Below are 16,695 nucleotides of genomic sequence, written 5' to 3'. Positions count from 1 at the left end.
TGTCACGACTATTTAAACTAATCTATCAGCTAACCCGGTAATACGCTCTATTGGGCGATCAACCGCAGATACCAGAATATCCGGGCGGGAAAACAGAGATAGTGTGTTCTTGGCTCGGGTTATGCCGGTATACAATAATTCACGGGTGAGCACTGGTGAAGGGGATTCTGGTAAGACCAGCGCAACCTGATCAAACTCTGAGCCCTGGCTTTTATGAACAGTCATGGCAAATACGGTTTCATGTTCCGGCAAACGACTTGGCAGCAGAAAACGAACAGAACCATCAGGTTTGGGAAAGGCAACCCGGTAACGTCCATCCTCACGTTTGAAGGTGATACCAATATCCCCGTTATAAAGCTCCAGCGCCGGATCGTTGCGGGTAATTAATACCGGGCGACCGTGATACCAGACACCTTCGCCGGGAATCAGTTTTGCCTTAGCCAGTGCTGTGCGAATATTGTCATTTAAACCGGTAACACCCCATTTGCCATCCCGCAGGGCACAGAGAATCTGGAATTGATCAAAGGCTTCAATCACCGTCTCGGCCGATGCGTCTTCATGAATCGCTTCCAGATAAGGGCGATAACCATCAACAGCGGATTTCATTAACTGGCTTTGAATATCTCCGGCATGAATTAGCTGCAGGTCATCTAACGTTTCCTGGCAAACAGACTGCACTTCCAGGCGATTACCATTGTTAACAGCTTTAGCCAGACGACCGATGCCGGAGTGGGCATCGAAACGATAACTTTTACGCAGCAGGCACAAGCTATCGCGGATTGATGGACCATGACCTGATACAAACTCCATCAGTTCATAACCGGTTAGCGCCTTTAGTTCTTTGATCTGGTCATGGGAGTAGCCTTTATCAATACTGCTGCAGATATCCCCCAACACACTGCCAGCTTCAACGGAAGCCAGTTGGTCTCTGTCTCCCAGCAGTATCAGTCGTGCCTCTTTGGGAAGTGCTTCTAGCAGGCGAGCCATCAAAGACGCATCAATCATGGAGGCTTCATCAACCACCAGAACATCAAGGTGTAAAGGATTTTCGGCGTTGTGGCGAAACTCTGCCCGCCCCGGAATTACGCCCAGTAAACGGTGCAGGGTGGTGGCCTGATCATTAATGGCGTAACGCACTTCTTTACTGCAGTTGAGCTTCCAACGAGCGGAACCAATGGACTCTGTAAGACGTGCAGCAGCTTTACCGGTTGGCGCGGCAAGATGAATAGCCGGCGGTCGGTCTGGATTTTCGGCCAGCGCCAGTTCAACCAAAAGTGCCAACAGGCGAGTAACCGTTGTTGTTTTTCCTGTGCCTGGACCACCGCTGATAACTGACAATGAATGACTGGCTGCAACAGTTGCAGCGACTTTCTGCCAGTTAATCTGGGCAGAGTATATTTCGCTCTCATTTTGTTCTGGGAACAGGCGATCAAGAATCTGTCGAATCTGTTCATGGCTTAAGGTGCCGCTCAGGGGGATGTGCCTGCTGCTATTAAAACGTTTGGCAATAGCATTCTCGTATTGCCAGTAGCGCATCAGATACAGGCGACCATTATCCAGAACCAGTGGTGTTGATTGCTCACCATTGCCGATAGCAGGTTCATCTTTTAAATATTCCTGCCACTGTTCCAGCGGTGGGCAGGCTTTAATGGTGTCAGCGTAGCGGGCTGCTCCCAATAGTTGGAAAAGGTCCGTTTTATTGAGGTTCAGGCAGGTATGACCGTTACCCAGCTCTCTACTGGTTAAAGCCGCAGCTAGCAGCAGCACAGGGCTTTGGCTGTGCTCTGCCAACAGGCGGGCAAAGTGGTAGTCCAGTGGCCGGATAACGCCGTTATCTGCCAGTTGCCGGAGAGTACTTAGCATGGGCAAAACTCTCCCTGGAAAAGACGATCCATATCTTCAATCAGTTTCTTTTCTGGCCGGTGGTGATAAATACCAGTGTCTGAATTTTCTGCATTAGCACCCTGAATTCCCCGGAGAAAAACATAAATAGCTCCGCCTATATGGGTTTCGTAGTCATAATCGGGAATACGGCTTTTCAAAAGCCGATGCAGGGCCAGAGTGTAGATCAGGTATTGCAGGTCATAACGATGATCAATCATCGCATCGGCCATTGCTTCTCTGGTGTAAGCACTGGTGGAATCACCGAGCCAGTTGGACTTCCAGTCCAGCACATACCATTGACCATTATGTTGGAAGGTTAAATCGATAAACCCTTTCAACAACCCCTGAACTTTTTGGAATGTCAGGTTTCCAGCTTTAGGCGCCAGAGGATCGTTGGATGCTTGCAGTAATTGATTTAACTGGTCAGCCTGAAGCACTCCTAAGGAGAGGTTGAACTCCAATTCGGCTTTATAGCTACCGGTATCTAATTCATTCAACTGAAAGCTTTGGCAGTGGTTATTTATTGGGACACTAAGCGTGTTATTGACCATATCCTGCAATACGGGTAGCCACTCTTCTTCCAGACCATTGACCAGCAGCTGTTCACGAATCATAGCTTCGATAGCTTCTGACTCAGGGTTATCAAAAGCAATTCGCTCAAAGATTTCATGGAGGAAGGTGCCGGGGCGGGCTCCTCGGGGGAAATCAAACAATGATGAAAACGGCGGGCGTTCCCTCAGGTTGCTATCAGCTTGTTGTCCCTGTACTTCCAGATCAAGCCCCGGCTGTTCGTGAGTAGCATCCGGGGTATCGGATGCAGTGTTGTGACGATGTTCCGCGTTGCGGGAAAGAGCCGAGTAACTGGTCATCCACCAGTCATTGGCTATCGAACCGTGAAATGTTTGTGCTGATAGTTCCGGTACTGGCTGTTCTGGCGGAGTGTAAGGTTCACCACAGGGCTCTGTCAGAGGTGAAATGGTGATGGACGGACAGTTGTCTTCCAGTGTTTTCAGTGACTCTGTTAATGCCGCCGGAGAAATGGCCAGCCCATTAAACAACAGGTGCCCAAGCGCAGTTAAATTAAGATCAGTAGTTTCCGTATCTTTTCTGGCCCGCAGTTTTACCGGTGCAACACCCAGATAGCAGGCATGAACCGAACGGGTGAGGGCAACATAAAGAAGACGAAGATCTTCGGCCAGTCGTTCTTTATCAGCTTTTTCAATGGTTTCTGGCCGGGCGCTAAGGTCGGCAATCACTTTCTGATTGTCATCGTGGTAAATACCCTGTTCCTGAGGTCGCCATGTGCAGGCAAAGGGAAGAAATACGACGCCGTATTCCAGACCTTTAGATTTGTGGATAGTTACTACACGTACTAAGTGCTGCTCACTTTCCAGATGCAGCTGCTGGTCTTTGGCATTTTGGTTTGGGCTGATGATCTGTTCCTGCAACCAGTGCAACAGTGCGTGGGGGGTATCTTTCTCCCGTGCCGCAGCAGCCAACAGCTCGCCAAGATGAAGTACATCTGTAAGTCGTCGCTCACCATTTACTTCAGTCAACAGGTTTTCAGCCAGATTCCGTTTAGCAATGAGTGTGCGCAGCATGGGCAAAACACCACGACGCAGCCATTGTTCATGATAACCGGTGAACTCATCGACAGCCGACTCCCAGTGAAGCTCATTATTATTCAGTTCATCAAGTGTTGTGGCCTGAAGGGCAAGCAATGGTGTGGCCATCGCTGCCCGAAGGTTACGCTCATTGGCCGGTTCCAGACAGGCGGCAAGAATACGGGTTAAATCACGGGCCACGGGAGCATCAAATACTGAGCTGCGATCACTGAGATAAACACTGGCAATATTTTGTTCTGCCAATGCCTGGCGGATTTTCTCTGCCTGAGTTCCTGTGCGCACCAGAATGGCAATATCACCTGGCACTAGATGTTTCTTCCCCTTACTGCTACCGGTATGACATCGCCCTTCTTTAGCAAGAGTCAGCAGACGGTTAATTTCGTTAGCTGTTGACTGGGTCATAGCCTCTTCATAATCACCCTTGCCGACGGCATAAGCGCCATTATCCAGATGCCAGAGCTGCATGGCGGATTGAGGATGGCTATCAACAAACAGCCCTCGGCTGCCAGCATCAGGTGAAGCATCGACAGGAAGGAATGGAATATCGCTGTCGTAAATAAACGGAGAGTCCGCCTGCTCAAACAGATGGTTGGTGGCGTTGATCATGGATGCTGAAGAACGCCAGTTCCGGGGCAGGGTGTAGCGCTGGCTGATCTGTCTGCGAGCCTGAATATAAGTGAAAATATCCGCGCCACGGAAGGCATAAATTGCCTGCTTAGGGTCACCAATCAGAAACAGGCCGTGGGTTTTGTCTTCTGTATCATCAATCGGGTATAGGTTATTGAAAATACGGTACTGGATACTGTCGGTATCCTGAAATTCATCAATCAGGGCTACCTTAAATGCTGCGTGTATATGTTCGGCCAGTTGTGAACCACCGGAGCCTTCGAGGGCATCATCCAGTCTGGTAAGCAGATCATCAAAAGACATTTTCCGCAGTTCAGTACGGCGCTGAATCATACGGCTCTGAACATTTTTTAATGCGTCCCGAAGCATCATTGTGCGGAAGGCGGAGACCAGCTCGATATTGTTTTCGTCGATGGACTCAATTCGACGGAAAACATCCAGATCAGGAATGTCCTTACCTTTATTACAGGCTTTTGCCAGCGCGGATGGCGTGTAATGCTGCCAGTTGGCCTCTTTCTGGAAGAAGGGTGATAAAGACGCACTGCGGGCAAAGCTGGCCATACCAGCAAGACGCTTCCAGGGTTTACTGTTCTTTTTCAGGACCTTGCCCAGTTCAAACTCAATCAAGTCCTGCTGTTCACACCACAGTTGTTTTACCGCACGAATTTCATCAATTAATGGCTGGAGCGCATCAAGAGATTTGGGGATATGACGTTCATCAACCTGCAAGCCATGCTGACTGAGCCATTGATGGAGTTCGCTTTCCAGTGCTGCGGGTGTTTTCCAGCAACTGCGAGCCAGTTCCGCCAGTTCCTTATTAAGCGGGTACATGGTTCTGCGCCAGAAATCGGCAACAGTATCCGCCATCAGTTCTGACTGATCTTCCATCAATTCACTGGTAAACAGTGTCCCGCTTTCAAAGGCATGCTGTTTGAGCATACGCTGGCAGAAACCGTGAATGGTGAAGATCGCCGCTTCATCCATCTGTCTTTCAGCAGCGAGTAAGCGTTCAGCCTGCTGAGGATGATCGCTGAGATCATTGAGCAGTTCTTTCAGCAACGGATCACTCGTTTCACCGGAAATAAAAGCTTGTCGGGCTTCATGAATCCTTGCACGAACCCTGTCCCTGAGTTCTTCGGTGGCGGCTTCGGTAAAGGTCACTACCAGAATCTGGTCGACTGTTAACGGTTCCGAAGTTTCATTACGTCCGTGACCGAGTAACAGTCGCAGATACAGCGCAGCAATGGTCCAGGTTTTCCCGGTTCCAGCACTGGCTTCGATCAGGCAATGACCATGAAGGGGAAGGGTGAGCGGATCAAGCGTCAGAGTTTGAGAATTGCTCATGGCTGCTCCCCCTTTTCCAGTGGTTTTAAATGGGTAAAGAGCGGCAGCAAAAGAGAGTGAGCCAGGCTGATCATTTCAGGATATACCGGTTCAAGTTCCGGCCAGCAGCGTTGTATATAGGGATCGGTGCCTTCACCAGCTGCGCCAAAGCCTGTGCCATAAAAGGCGTCGGTGGCTTTCTTCAGGGCTTTTTCCAAATCATCTTCAGATTCTGATATGGCAATATCGTCAGCAGCTTCATTAATCCATGCCCAGGCTGTTCTCTGGAAAAAGGGCAGGGGGCGGGTTAACCCTTCACGCAGCAATCGTTCAAGATAGGAAAGATGTGATAGAGCGATTTCCGGATCAACAGGTGTCAGTCGGAACTGGGTTGCTGCTGTAAGATAAATGCTGTGCCCCGGCAGGCCTGATGCACAGTAGCTGAGATGTTGTATCCAGGCACTGAAGCGGTGTTTATCGTGGAGTTTCCCAGTACGCCAGAATACCTGACCATGGGGGTAAATCGTATCAAGCCAGCCAGTTAAGCGACTGTCATTGAGAAACTGATTAACTTCAATATCTCTTGGGCTTCCTGCTATCCAGGGAGATACCAGTTCTGCCAGGCTGGTAGCATCCTCACACAGATCATCAATCGCCAGCTCGCCAAAACTGCCGTGAGGCAGTGTGCCAGCGGCACGGGCATGGTGGCGGAACTCCTGCTCGCTGGCACCAGTCAGATATTTATGAACCAGGGAATCTTTTAATTGCCACCCAGTTAGACCACTGAGAGCAAAGGGCTCGCGGGTTTCCGCAGGGTCGTCATTATCGTCAAAGAATACTTTTAACCGTTGCTGACAAAACGCCTGACACGGGTTATTCCAGAAGGCAATAAGCTGAGCCATAGGCAAGTCGAGAGTGTCTTTGTTATCCGGTAGAGGCAGCGGTTCCAGTGGTTGCTGATAAAATGGCTGGGGTGCCTCCCCACTTCCTTGAGCAGCTGGTAACCACTCTTTAGCAAAACTGCGATTGGGGTTATCTTTCAAAAAGTTTGAAGCGCTGAAAGCCTGCAGACTGTGCTGGTAGCTCAAAGTTTCAATAAGTGATTTGTTGCTATCAGATTCGGGAATAAAACTCTCTGTAATCAGATTTTGCAGCTCAGATACCAGCACTGAGGGAAACTTCTCACTGTTGTCACGGATATTTCTGCTGACATAACTGATATAAAGCTTTTCCTTGGCCGACAACAAAGCTTCAAGAAACAGGTAACGGTCATCTTCTCTGCGGGAACGGTCGCCTTTGCGAGGCTGGCGACTCATCAGATCAAAACCCATAGGCGGCAATGTTCGTGGATAAGCACTGTCGTTCATTCCCAGCAGGCAAACTACCCGGAAAGGAATAGAGCGCATAGGCATCAGGGTGCAGATATTCACCTGGCCAGCCAGAAAACGCTGGCTATTACGGGTATTGCCGAGATGTTCCTGCAGCCAGTCCACCATCACCGCACGTGGCAATGTTTCATCAAACCGGGCATCACTGAGCTGCTGACGGAAGTTTTCCAGAGCTGAGCGGATACTCTGCAATGCCTGTTCATCATCTTCATCAGGTGTGAAAAAACGCTCAAGCAATTGGTTCAGGAAAATAGTCCAGCCATCGGCGGAGCGAGATTGTTCAAGCTCTGACAGCAGCCATTCACAGCTTTCAATAAAGTCGGCCAGATGGCCGGCAAGCTCGGCTTCCATGCCCTGAGCAAGGTCCGTAGGCAGAATCTCGTTATAAAGCCCCATACTCTGAGGCATGGCATAACCCAGCAGCATACGACGCAGGCCAAACAGCCAGGTATTCTCCTGCCGTGAAGGGATATCAAAGTGGGACTGATGGGATTGATTCAAACCCCAACGAATACCGACGTCTTCAATCCACTGGCTGAGAGTGGCCAGGTTGTTGGCATCAAGACTATAGCGAGACTGAAGAGCTTTAACCTCAAGTAACTCTATAAGTTCTGGGCCGCTGGCGCGGGTTTGATCTAGGGTCAACAACTTATGAAAAGCCGCGAGCACTGGATGTTCGTGGCTGGCACTACGATCAGAAAGGGCAAAGGGAATATAACGTTCATCAGGGGCACTACCGAAGACCGCCTGCAGGAAAGGCGAATAACTGTCGATATCCGGCACCATGACAATAATATCCCGCGGTGTCAGTGTCGGATCATCATTAAATAGTTGCAGCAAATGATCGTGGAGAACTTCCACTTCCCTGAGCGGGCTATGACAGCCGTGGAATGTTAGGGATGTGTCGTTTGGCTTCATAACAGTATTGCTGCCAGAACGATCTTTCAGCTCAAGAATATCGTGCTGAATACAGTGCAGCAGGGAGTCCTGCTCAATACCTTCAAAAGAGTCGATCTCATTAATAGGGTTATCGCCACTGGCCAGTTCCTGCAGCTGGTAAAGATAATCCCGCCCCAGTTTTCCCATAGAGGCCAACAGGGGGTTGCCGGTGTCGTCCAATGATTCAGGTGTATCCGGGTTCATGCCTTCACGGAAGCGCTCGGCTTTAATCTTTGCCAGATAGCGGGCATCGCGAATATCCCCCCAATAATAACGACAGGGGTTAGTTATCATTAAATGCACATCGCATTGTTGTCCCAAGGCGTGCAAGGCATCGACATAACCCGGCGGCAGGGCGGAAATTCCAAATACAAACAGACGGTTAGGAAGGCTTTTAGAAGGATTGCTTTGATTTAGTATTTTGGCAAAGGCCGTATGCATATTGGCCCTGTGCCAGTGGGATTGCCCAAGCTCTTGTGTCCGTTCCACTAGAGCGCGCCATAACACGGGTTGCCATTCCTGGCCTTCCGTCAGCTCGGGCAAATCGTTGCCGACTTCCCATTCTGAAATCCATTCCGGGCGATAAACCAGATATTGATCGTATATGTCGGCAATTTTCCCAGCCAGCTGGTAACGTCTTACACAGTCAGCGTCGTTTTCAGTATAGCGCTGTAATGTGGCAAAGCGGGGATCGTTGAGCCATTGGGGAAGCAGGCTCATCAACTTCCAGGTCATGCTCTCTTTGGCAAAGGCAGAGCGTTCCGGAACATCATCCAGAACATTGACGAACATATTCCACAAAAAGGTGGCCGGGAGAGGGAAATCTATACTGGCGGCTATGCCAAAAGCTTCAGCAATTTCCAGTTGCAGCCAGCGTGCCATTCCGGGGCTTTGAACAAGAATCTGCTCGGCTTCAAGAGGGTTACTGAGAGGTTCAAGGCTGATCAGTTTGACCAGCATCTCTTTCAGATCATACAGACTGTTGGAATGATAAAGGGTGAGCAACGGATTCTCCGATATCCGGTAGCAGGGAGATGCTCACCCATTGTCAGCAATAGAGGGGAATGTGACAAGTTATTCAGGCAGTCAGTTCCTATTGATTCAGGCTGCGGCGAATCAGGTAACAGGATTCTGAAATTTTCAACTGTTCCAGACAGTATTCCCGACTTTCCTGTTTGTCATAGGTATTGGTAAAAGGATCTGTCTCAATGGCTACAGGTTCGAACTCGCAGTTATCTTCGTTAAAGCGGCTGGCATAGAAAGGAATTCTTTCTATTTCTTCACCAGGCTCGTAACGGTTGATGTCCCGGTAAAGGATGAAAAACTGAGTCTCATTATTGCGCACCCGGTAAGGTTTGTCGTGATAACGAAAGTAGGAGAGGGCTGCAACCAGCGGGCGCTTGAACTCCGGGTAGATATCGAACTGGCCTTCCAGAAAGGAACGAATAATACGGTCTATGGAATGAATGCCCAGATATTCGGCATCAACCGTGTAATTCTCATCGTTAAGCTGTTCTTTTTTCAGCTTCTGGGTGGTGTCAGCCAAAGATATGATGCCTTTGTATTCAAACAACAAATCTTCCCAATCATCTTTGCAACGGTTACGCATTGAGTAGACCTGTCGATACAACTGTTCAGATCGATCTCTCAGTTCCCGCTCATTTTCCGAAAGGTGTTTTACAAGCTGGTAGTATTGAATTTGTGCATAGCCTCTACTGAATATGTAAAAACTGAACCCAAGGCTGGCAATAACAAGTGCAACGGCTTCTATCATCAGGAAAATCCATTTTTTAGGTACTTTTCCTTTTGGAGAATAGGGAAAGGATTGTAAATAGGTATTAGGCTCGCTAATGACTTATTTGCAAGGTTTTATTGCGTTGACTCACTCTTTATTCATTTTGATTTAATTTTAATAAAAACGTTACCTGTTGTATTGGCTTTGTTCGTAAGAAAACAGATTGCGGAAATAACTTTCCGCATTATTTAAATTTTGAATATGCTACATCCTATCAACAATGAATTATTCTTTTAATAAGCGATCCAATTGATTGAACTGGATCGCATTAACTCTGAACCTTATTTAGCGTTGCTTATTTCCGGATAAGGATAAAGCTCATCCAAAGAAACGGACAAACCATTCTCCATCACCTGACGGGCATGGTAGCGCCTAAGCCTGCGAGGTTCTTTCACACCGCAGGAATGGCTGATCAGTTCCACATCATGAACAAGGTTATCGTGATAACTAGCTACCCGTTTGGCTTTATCTTTTGGCACAAGTCCACGCTGAAGCTTTTTGTTGTGGGTAGTAATACCCGTCGGGCAGGTATTCTTGTTGCACTGAAGCGCTTGAATGCAACCCAGCGCCAGCATAAATCCGCGGGCTGATACAGCAAAATCAGCTCCCATACACATCGCCCAGGCCACATCGGTTGGGTTAATCATTTTGCCGGAACAGATAATACGAATACGATCCCTGAGCCCATTCTGTAAAAACAGGTCATGGACATAAGGCAGGCTTTCTCGCAGGGGAAGGCCAACATCATCCATAAGTGCCATTGGTGCGGCTCCGGTTCCGCCGTCACAACTATCGATGGTCACAAAGTCCGGCGCTGATTCTATGCCACGTTTATGAATTTCCCGGCACAGGTCATCCAGCCAGTTGGTGGCACCCAGCACAAATTTAATGCCGCACGGTTTGCCCGTAGTGGTACGCACACGGTCGATCATATCCAGCAAATCGCCAGTACAGTTAATCTCCGGATGACGGTTTGGACTGATGGAATCTTTGCCAACCGGTATCAAACGGATACGACTGATTTCTTCCGTCACCTTATTTCCAGGAAGAATGCCGCCTTTACCCGGTTTGGCTCCCTGGCTGAGTTTGATTTCAAACATTCGAACCTGTGGGTGGCTGGCCACTTCTTTTAGGCGGTCATCGGACAGGTTTCCTTCCTGATCACGCACGCCATATTTGGCTGTGCCAATCTGAAAAACAATATCGCAGCCACCCTTCAGGTGATGATCGGAAAGCCCGCCTTCACCAGTGTTGTACCAGCAGTTAGCCGCTTTGGCTCCCTTGGAGAGAGCCTGTATAGCCGGGCCGGAAAGAGCGCCATAACTCATCCCGGAAATATTAAACAGGGAACCGGGGCGATAAGGAGTACTGCTGGTAGGGCCTATAACAACACTGTCTATATCCAGAGCATCTTCAGCCAGAGTAGGGTAAGGGCAGTTCAAAAACAGGATAGAACCACGCTCCTTAATCGGTTTGGTAGAACCAAATGCTACAGTGCTGTCTACCCCTTTGGCCGCCCGGTAAACCCATGAACGCTGAGCCCGGTTGAAAGGAAGTTCTTCCCGGTCGCTGGCAAAGAAGTACTGGCGGAAGAACTCGCCAATATGTTCAAAGAAATACCGGAACCGGCCAATTACCGGATAGTTGCGTCGAATTGTTTGCTGGGTCTGGTTTTTGTCGACCACATACATAACCAGAACGGCAGCCAGGCCAACACCCATGACGAAAATAAACAGAGAGGCCAGTATTTGCAGGGCAGCGGTTATAAAACGAACAAAGTCCTGATTAAGAAATTCCATTCCCATAGGGGTAAGCTCCAACTGAAATGATTTATCAGATTTACGTTGCCTGCTGAAGCTTGGATGCAGGGCATTTTTAGCAGTGTAGTCAGCTTCTGGTAACAAGGGTGTTACCCGGCCTGTAACCCTTTTGGAGACTTTAGGTCAAAAAATCATTGTTAACTTCAGGTTTGCTATCACTATGGCCCAAAGACGAAGCCTTAGAGGCAGTTACTCGACTCCTTATCAGCCTGCTTCACCAGATCTTAAAGGTGGCTTATCCAGTGGTAGCCCAATACCTCATCAGCACAAAGCTAAAATTGTCAGCAGTGCCAGTCGTAAATCGAAGCTAGTTCATGATTTCAGGAGAGTAGAACCCACGAGGCCTCGTGTCACTTACAATGAGAAACTTGAAGCGCTGGGAAGTGCGACTGAAAAAGCAGTGAATGATATTTTCTCCCGAGAGTGTCAAAAACTGAAAGGTAAAGGAAAAAGAAAGGCTAACCAGAACGGACCGTCAACAAAGAAACTGAAGCTCTCTTCTGGAGAGGCTTCTACTAGCGATGTTTCAGATGCAGTGGAGGAAAGGGAGATGTTTCAAAAACTTTCCCAATTCCTGAAAAAGAAATATCCCCCTCTTTATACGCAGATTATTCGAGGCGTCTGGGATTCCCACATTCAAGAGGCGTTACTTCATGATCTTGATCCTCCCGCGCCGCAAGTGCCAGTTATTATTCCGCTTGGTATGACGCTGGAAGATGTTCGTAGACAGATGGATTATGTGAAATCTGATTTCGAACAAAGAATGGTGGATATCGAAAACGATATTGAAACCATAAGAAAAGAGATTACAGAACAGTTCAGAAAGCTTGATTACAACTACGAGAAAAAACTGCAAAAGGCAGTCAGGATATTTAACAAAGGTATGCCTGAACGGACATTAAAATACCGACCCGCCCTGGCGTTCAAACCGATGCTGGCCATTACTGATGGATCCTCAAGCTCAAGTGTTGCAGCAGATTCCACAACAGGTTCTGGAAAGTCCAGGAAAAAAGGACGCGGCAGCACCAAGTTTGAATGGCGGGAAAGAAAAGGAGATACCGAAAAACTCTCCAAACGTTACAAAATTTCCAAAAAAACGAAAAGGAAAGTTGATAAAGCCCTTGGCCCTTCATTCCCTAAAAGAAACGCAGTTTGGGCATACGTGGAGCGTCGCCTTGGCGAGCTGAAAGCTGAAGGGGTCGTATTTGATGAAGCGCGCATTGAGAAGGCTAGAAAAGATGATTTCGCAAATGTTGTGTTAGATATGATCAATGAGGAATCGGCGAAGAGAAGAGAGGCTTATGAGCTGGAAGCCTTGGAAGAGGCGGAAAGGCTTAAGGCAATCACTGATGGTAACAGTGCTGCAGATATGCCACCTCTAGAACAAGAAGGTTCTGGCGGTCAATCATCAAAACAACAGGCGGCAAGCAGCCTGGCTTTGATGAAAAGGGAACTCGGAAGTGGGGCTGTTACCAGATGGCGCCGTCCTGAAAGGGTTTTCTTCTCGGAAGCTCTTGGAGGTTATTCCCGTGGAAACCGAACACTTTTTGAGAGCATTCATGATTTTACCGCCATGGACACTGATCTGGCCTTAAACTGCCTGAAACTCCACAGTAAGTTGATGAGTGCAGTCTGGGCATATCAGAGAGGTGTTGTAAGGGCATCTGATGGTATTAAATTAGGTCTCCCCGAAAGACTCCAACTGAGCAAAGAAGATCAGGAAATCAAAGATAAAATCTACGAAATTTTTGAAGAATATGTAGACGATAGAAGTGTCAGTGAACGATCAAAGGCCATGACGGAAACTATTACCACGTTCCGTGAAACAGGCAGTGAGGACATAAAGCGCCTGTCTACATTGGTCAGGGATAAGTTCGGCTCTAACACAAAGAAAATGTTTGACAGTATGATCAGTTATTTGCTGTTTGAACGGGTTCACTCCGATGAAAATGAAGGGAAAACAACGGAAGGTGAAGAGCTTGAGAAGCTAGGGCAGGAAGCCGCTGAAGCACTGGGCGTGAATGTTGGTGTATCCGTAGAGGCTATTAACAGAGCCTTCAGGAAAAAGGTCAAGGCCATGAAAATTGATGAAACAAAGTGGCTGCCAGGGCATGAAGAAGATGAAGAAGGGCTGAGAAACAAAAAAATATTGCAGGAGTATCAAAATTACAAAGATGTCCTGCTCAAATTAAAAGAACAAGAGCGGGAGCCTGTGCCAACAACGACGGACAGTGACGACGAAGGCAGTGAAATGTTCTCTGATACGCCAGATAATGAATCTTCTGATGATGAGGGTTCTGACGTCGATAATGCATCTGTTGGCGAATGCTGGATTGGTGAGGAAGGCGATGATATTGGCGATAGTGGGCCGTCTGTCACATTGTATGATATCTACGGTGACACAGACTAAAGCCCAAACACATGGTTCAGGCGATATTCACAATTTTGTGGGTTTGCAGATTTAGCCGCCAGCGTGGATGGCTCAGACAATAATCAATCACTTCCCGAGTCAGTTTATCCCTGTAAAGAGAATCTTCACTCTCCCTGTGAGGATCAGCCATCGGGCTCAGGTAATAATGGCTGGCCTTAATATGTTCAAACTTATCTGGCATTGCCTCGGATTGAGGATAAACCAGCTTGAGCTCATCGCACTCTGTGACCACAACTTCAGCCGTACCCTTTGGGCTGACCACTGACCAGTCAATACCTTCCGGAATGGGCTGTGTGCCGTTGGTTTCAATGGCAATTTCCAACCCACATTCATGCAAGGCTTTTATTGCGGCTTCGTCCAGTTGTAACAGCGGTTCTCCGCCAGTACAAACAACTAAAGGGCGGCTGGCAGGGTCTTTATAATCAGCTGGCCATTTATCCCAAACTGCGGCAGCAAGCTCTTCAGCGGTTTTAAACTTGCCACCGCCTTCACCATCGGTACCGCGGAAATCGGTATCGCAGAAATTGCAGATGGATGAAGCCCGATCCCGTTCCAGCCCGCTCCAGAGGTTACAACCACTGAAACGGCAGAAGACTGCGGGGCGGCCAACATTAGCGCCTTCTCCCTGCAGGGTGTAAAACATTTCCTTCACACTGTACATCAGGCGGTTACCGCTGCTTCATACTCAAGAGGGTCAACAGAGTTGTTGTACTCAAAGGCTTCCAGCCTTTCTACACAGGAACCACATTTGCCACAGGCTTTTTCCCGACCGTTGTAGCAAGTCCAGGTTTTGCCATAATCCAGCCCCATGGCCAAGCCGTCTTTCAATATTTCAATCTTACTGGAATGGAGATAGGGGGCTTCGATAGTGACTGGTTGCCAGTCGCAGATTTTTGTCACTTCATTCACTGCATCTACAAACTCAGGGCGGCAGTCAGGGTAAATAGTATGGTCACCGGAATGTGCACCATAAAAAACTTTACCTGCATCTAGTGAGAGGGCATACCCGGTGGCCAGAGATAACAGAATCATATTCCGGTTTGGGACAACCGTTGCCTTCATATTGTCCTCTTCGTAGTGGCCTTCTGGCACATCAATCTCACTGGAGGTGAGTGCTGAACCGCCTACCAGATCATTAATGGCAGTGATATCAACCACCTTATGGGGAATATCCAGCTCTTCACAAACCCTGGCGGCATATTCCAGCTCTTTGCTGTGGCGCTGACCATAGTTAAAAGAGAGGGCATGGAGGTTATAACCTTGCTGGCGTGCTTTGTGCAAAACGGTAAAGGAGTCCATACCGCCGGAATAGATGACAACCGCTGTTTCGGGGGAATCGGATTGACTGGACTTCATGGTCATAAAACGGGCACGCCTGATTGAATACAAAAGCAGACGGATAGTATAAGAGCCTTTCGGGAAAAGCTATTGAGATAGTGGAAAACCCGGGGCGCTCCCCTTACTATGAACTCCCAGCCAGAATCTGTTACGGATTCTTACAGCCTTTAAAAGAATCGGATGACAAGAATGACAAAGGCAACTGCGTCCAGGGCAGGCCAGATTCGCGTAAATAACCAGCGGAAAATTCTGCAGTCAGCAGAATGTGAGTTTGCCCGTAATGGTTACAAAGGGACTTCTGTACAGGCTGTGGCTGAGCGGTCTGAACTGCCAAAAGCCAATATTCTTTATTACTATCCCAGCAAACTCGCGCTTTACGAAGCTGTGCTCGACAATATTGTCATAGGCTGGAATGCCAGTTTTGATCATATCAGTGCCGAGGACGATCCTGCTGAAGCATTGGCCGGATATATCCGGGACAAAGTGGTGTTTTCCAGTCAAAACCCAGATGCAGCCCGGGTGTTTACTGGCGAAATCCTTCATGGCGCCAATATTCTCAGTGACCGGTTTAAAGGTGAGGCTCGCCAATGGTTTGAGGGCAGGGTTGCAGTGATTCAGGGCTGGATTGACCAGGGACGTATGAATCCCATTGATCCCCGGCACTTGTTGTTTATGATCTGGAGTATGACCCAGCACTATGTGGATTATGAAGCCCAGGTTCTTTACATGCTGAAGCGCAATGCCTTATCCCAAAAAGAGCTGAATAAGGCAACGGATACAATAGTGAAACTAGTGTTGGGTGGTTGTGGTTTAGATATTCCTGAACCAAAACGTTCTATCGCAAAGCCTGAGACTATAAGCGAATCAGGCTAATGAGTAGCAGCCTCTGACACCTTCTTTTTAGTTTTATCATTTTCTGCAGCCTTAGCCTTTGTGACTTTTGGGCATACAGGGCAGGGCGGACATGTTTTTTCGGCTGGAAGGGGCAGGGACAGATTTGCACTGCGAATCAACCAGACTCCATGGATATTAACCACAAACAAACTTACACGCAGCGGACCTTTCAGAGCCAAAGGGCTTTTCTCGGCACTTGTTCCCTTAAGAATCAAATCGGCAGAAACTATTCCGGAGTCATTATCTAGCCCGGCAATCACTACGGTATCTTTTACGGTTACCCCAACGGGCTCGGGATTACTTATGGCTTTCAGCCACTTATCGTAAAGACCTTCAGCATCTTTCAGGTTTGTTGCTCGTTCTTCTGCCTGCGGGCCGGCAAGTAATACTGGCGGCTCACGAACATGCAGACTCATCAGGCATCTCAGGTCGTTGGTATGCCAGCAGGTCACATAATCTTTCATCAGATCGGTGAGTTTTTTGCTGGCTTCAGTTCCTTGTGAGGCGGGGCTGGCGCTGACGTTTATAGAGAGTGAAGCCAGCAGTACGAATACAAAGTAATAATCTGTTAGACGACGCATTGTTAGAGCATTTTGTGATTAAAGAGAGGGGAAACATAGACCTGTAAAAA

10 protein-coding genes are annotated in these 16,695 nt (G+C 48.2%); 2 read left to right on the top strand and 8 right to left on the bottom strand.

Annotation, left to right across the window (positions count from 1 at the left end; all coding sequences use genetic code 11):
* Nucleotides 1–12: 12 nt before the first annotated feature.
* From recD to ACY2RR_RS10570, 5 genes are all read right to left on the bottom strand, one after another.
* Nucleotides 13–1,863 (bottom strand): exodeoxyribonuclease V subunit alpha, encoded by a 1,851-nt coding sequence (recD, locus tag ACY2RR_RS10590; RefSeq protein WP_490108116.1) that lies wholly within the window; start codon nucleotides 1,861–1,863, stop codon nucleotides 13–15.
* Entirely contained in the window at nucleotides 1,857–5,480 is a 3,624-nt protein-coding gene (gene recB, locus ACY2RR_RS10585; protein ID WP_490108115.1) for an exodeoxyribonuclease V subunit beta, read from the bottom strand. The genes recD and recB overlap by 7 nt, the downstream gene beginning before the upstream one ends.
* Nucleotides 5,477–8,791: an exodeoxyribonuclease V subunit gamma gene (gene recC / locus ACY2RR_RS10580; protein ID WP_490108114.1), complete on the bottom strand. Its 3,315-nt coding sequence runs from the start codon at nucleotides 8,789–8,791 to the stop codon at nucleotides 5,477–5,479. The genes recB and recC overlap by 4 nt, the downstream gene beginning before the upstream one ends.
* Nucleotides 8,792–8,879: 88 nt before the next feature.
* A complete protein-coding gene (locus ACY2RR_RS10575) occupies nucleotides 8,880–9,560 on the bottom strand; it encodes a hypothetical protein (RefSeq protein WP_490108113.1) in 681 nt (226 codons plus the stop codon).
* 302 nt (nucleotides 9,561–9,862) lie between these two features.
* Nucleotides 9,863–11,380 (bottom strand): FMN-binding glutamate synthase family protein, encoded by a 1,518-nt coding sequence (locus ACY2RR_RS10570; RefSeq protein ID WP_490108395.1) that lies wholly within the window; start codon nucleotides 11,378–11,380, stop codon nucleotides 9,863–9,865.
* Nucleotides 11,381–11,561: 181 nt separating this feature from the next.
* On the opposite strand from ACY2RR_RS10570, the gene ACY2RR_RS10565 reads away from it, so the two are divergent.
* Nucleotides 11,562–13,811, top strand: a complete 2,250-nt coding sequence (locus tag ACY2RR_RS10565; RefSeq protein ID WP_490108112.1) for a hypothetical protein — start codon at nucleotides 11,562–11,564, stop codon at nucleotides 13,809–13,811.
* Between the two features lie 16 nt (nucleotides 13,812–13,827).
* Here ACY2RR_RS10565 and queE read toward each other — a convergent pair whose 3' ends face one another.
* Both queE and queC read right to left on the bottom strand, forming a co-directional pair.
* Nucleotides 13,828–14,493 carry a 7-carboxy-7-deazaguanine synthase gene (gene queE / locus ACY2RR_RS10560; RefSeq protein ID WP_490108111.1) on the bottom strand — a complete coding sequence of 222 codons (666 nt, stop codon included), beginning with the start codon at nucleotides 14,491–14,493 and terminating at the stop codon, nucleotides 13,828–13,830.
* Nucleotides 14,493–15,194 carry a 7-cyano-7-deazaguanine synthase QueC gene (queC, locus tag ACY2RR_RS10555; RefSeq protein WP_490108110.1) on the bottom strand — a complete coding sequence of 234 codons (702 nt, stop codon included), beginning with the start codon at nucleotides 15,192–15,194 and terminating at the stop codon, nucleotides 14,493–14,495. The genes queE and queC overlap by 1 nt, the downstream gene beginning before the upstream one ends.
* Before the next feature lie 165 nt (nucleotides 15,195–15,359).
* Here queC and ACY2RR_RS10550 point away from each other — a divergent pair, with 165 nt between their 5' ends.
* On the top strand, nucleotides 15,360–16,043 hold the full coding sequence (locus tag ACY2RR_RS10550; protein WP_490108109.1) for a TetR/AcrR family transcriptional regulator: 684 nt from the start codon (nucleotides 15,360–15,362) through the stop codon (nucleotides 16,041–16,043).
* Here ACY2RR_RS10550 and ACY2RR_RS10545 read toward each other — a convergent pair.
* Nucleotides 16,040–16,645, bottom strand: a complete 606-nt coding sequence (locus ACY2RR_RS10545) for a nuclear transport factor 2 family protein (protein ID WP_490108108.1) — start codon at nucleotides 16,643–16,645, stop codon at nucleotides 16,040–16,042. The genes ACY2RR_RS10550 and ACY2RR_RS10545 overlap by 4 nt on opposite strands.
* Between the last annotated feature and the right edge of the window lie 50 nt (nucleotides 16,646–16,695).

This window comes from Parendozoicomonas sp. 2304DJ65-17 (assembly GCF_058148445.1).
Note: the sequence above shows the minus strand (reverse complement) of the source record. Positions and strands in the feature narration are given on the sequence as shown.

What these genes read in the sequence shown, in the direction of transcription:
- recD (WP_490108116.1), bottom strand. Translation starts at nt 1,863, where the DNA reads ATGCTAAGTACTCTCCGGCAACTGGCAGATAACGGCGTTATCCGGCCA.
- recB (WP_490108115.1), bottom strand. Translation starts at nt 5,480, where the DNA reads ATGAGCAATTCTCAAACTCTGACGCTTGATCCGCTCACCCTTCCCCTT.
- ACY2RR_RS10575 (WP_490108113.1), bottom strand. Translation starts at nt 9,560, where the DNA reads ATGATAGAAGCCGTTGCACTTGTTATTGCCAGCCTTGGGTTCAGTTTT.
- ACY2RR_RS10570 (WP_490108395.1), bottom strand. Translation starts at nt 11,380, where the DNA reads ATGGAATTTCTTAATCAGGACTTTGTTCGTTTTATAACCGCTGCCCTG.
- ACY2RR_RS10565 (WP_490108112.1), top strand. Translation starts at nt 11,562, where the DNA reads ATGGCCCAAAGACGAAGCCTTAGAGGCAGTTACTCGACTCCTTATCAG.
- queE (WP_490108111.1), bottom strand. Translation starts at nt 14,493, where the DNA reads ATGTACAGTGTGAAGGAAATGTTTTACACCCTGCAGGGAGAAGGCGCT.
- queC (WP_490108110.1), bottom strand. Translation starts at nt 15,194, where the DNA reads ATGACCATGAAGTCCAGTCAATCCGATTCCCCCGAAACAGCGGTTGTC.
- ACY2RR_RS10550 (WP_490108109.1), top strand. Translation starts at nt 15,360, where the DNA reads ATGACAAAGGCAACTGCGTCCAGGGCAGGCCAGATTCGCGTAAATAAC.
- ACY2RR_RS10545 (WP_490108108.1), bottom strand. Translation starts at nt 16,645, where the DNA reads ATGCGTCGTCTAACAGATTATTACTTTGTATTCGTACTGCTGGCTTCA.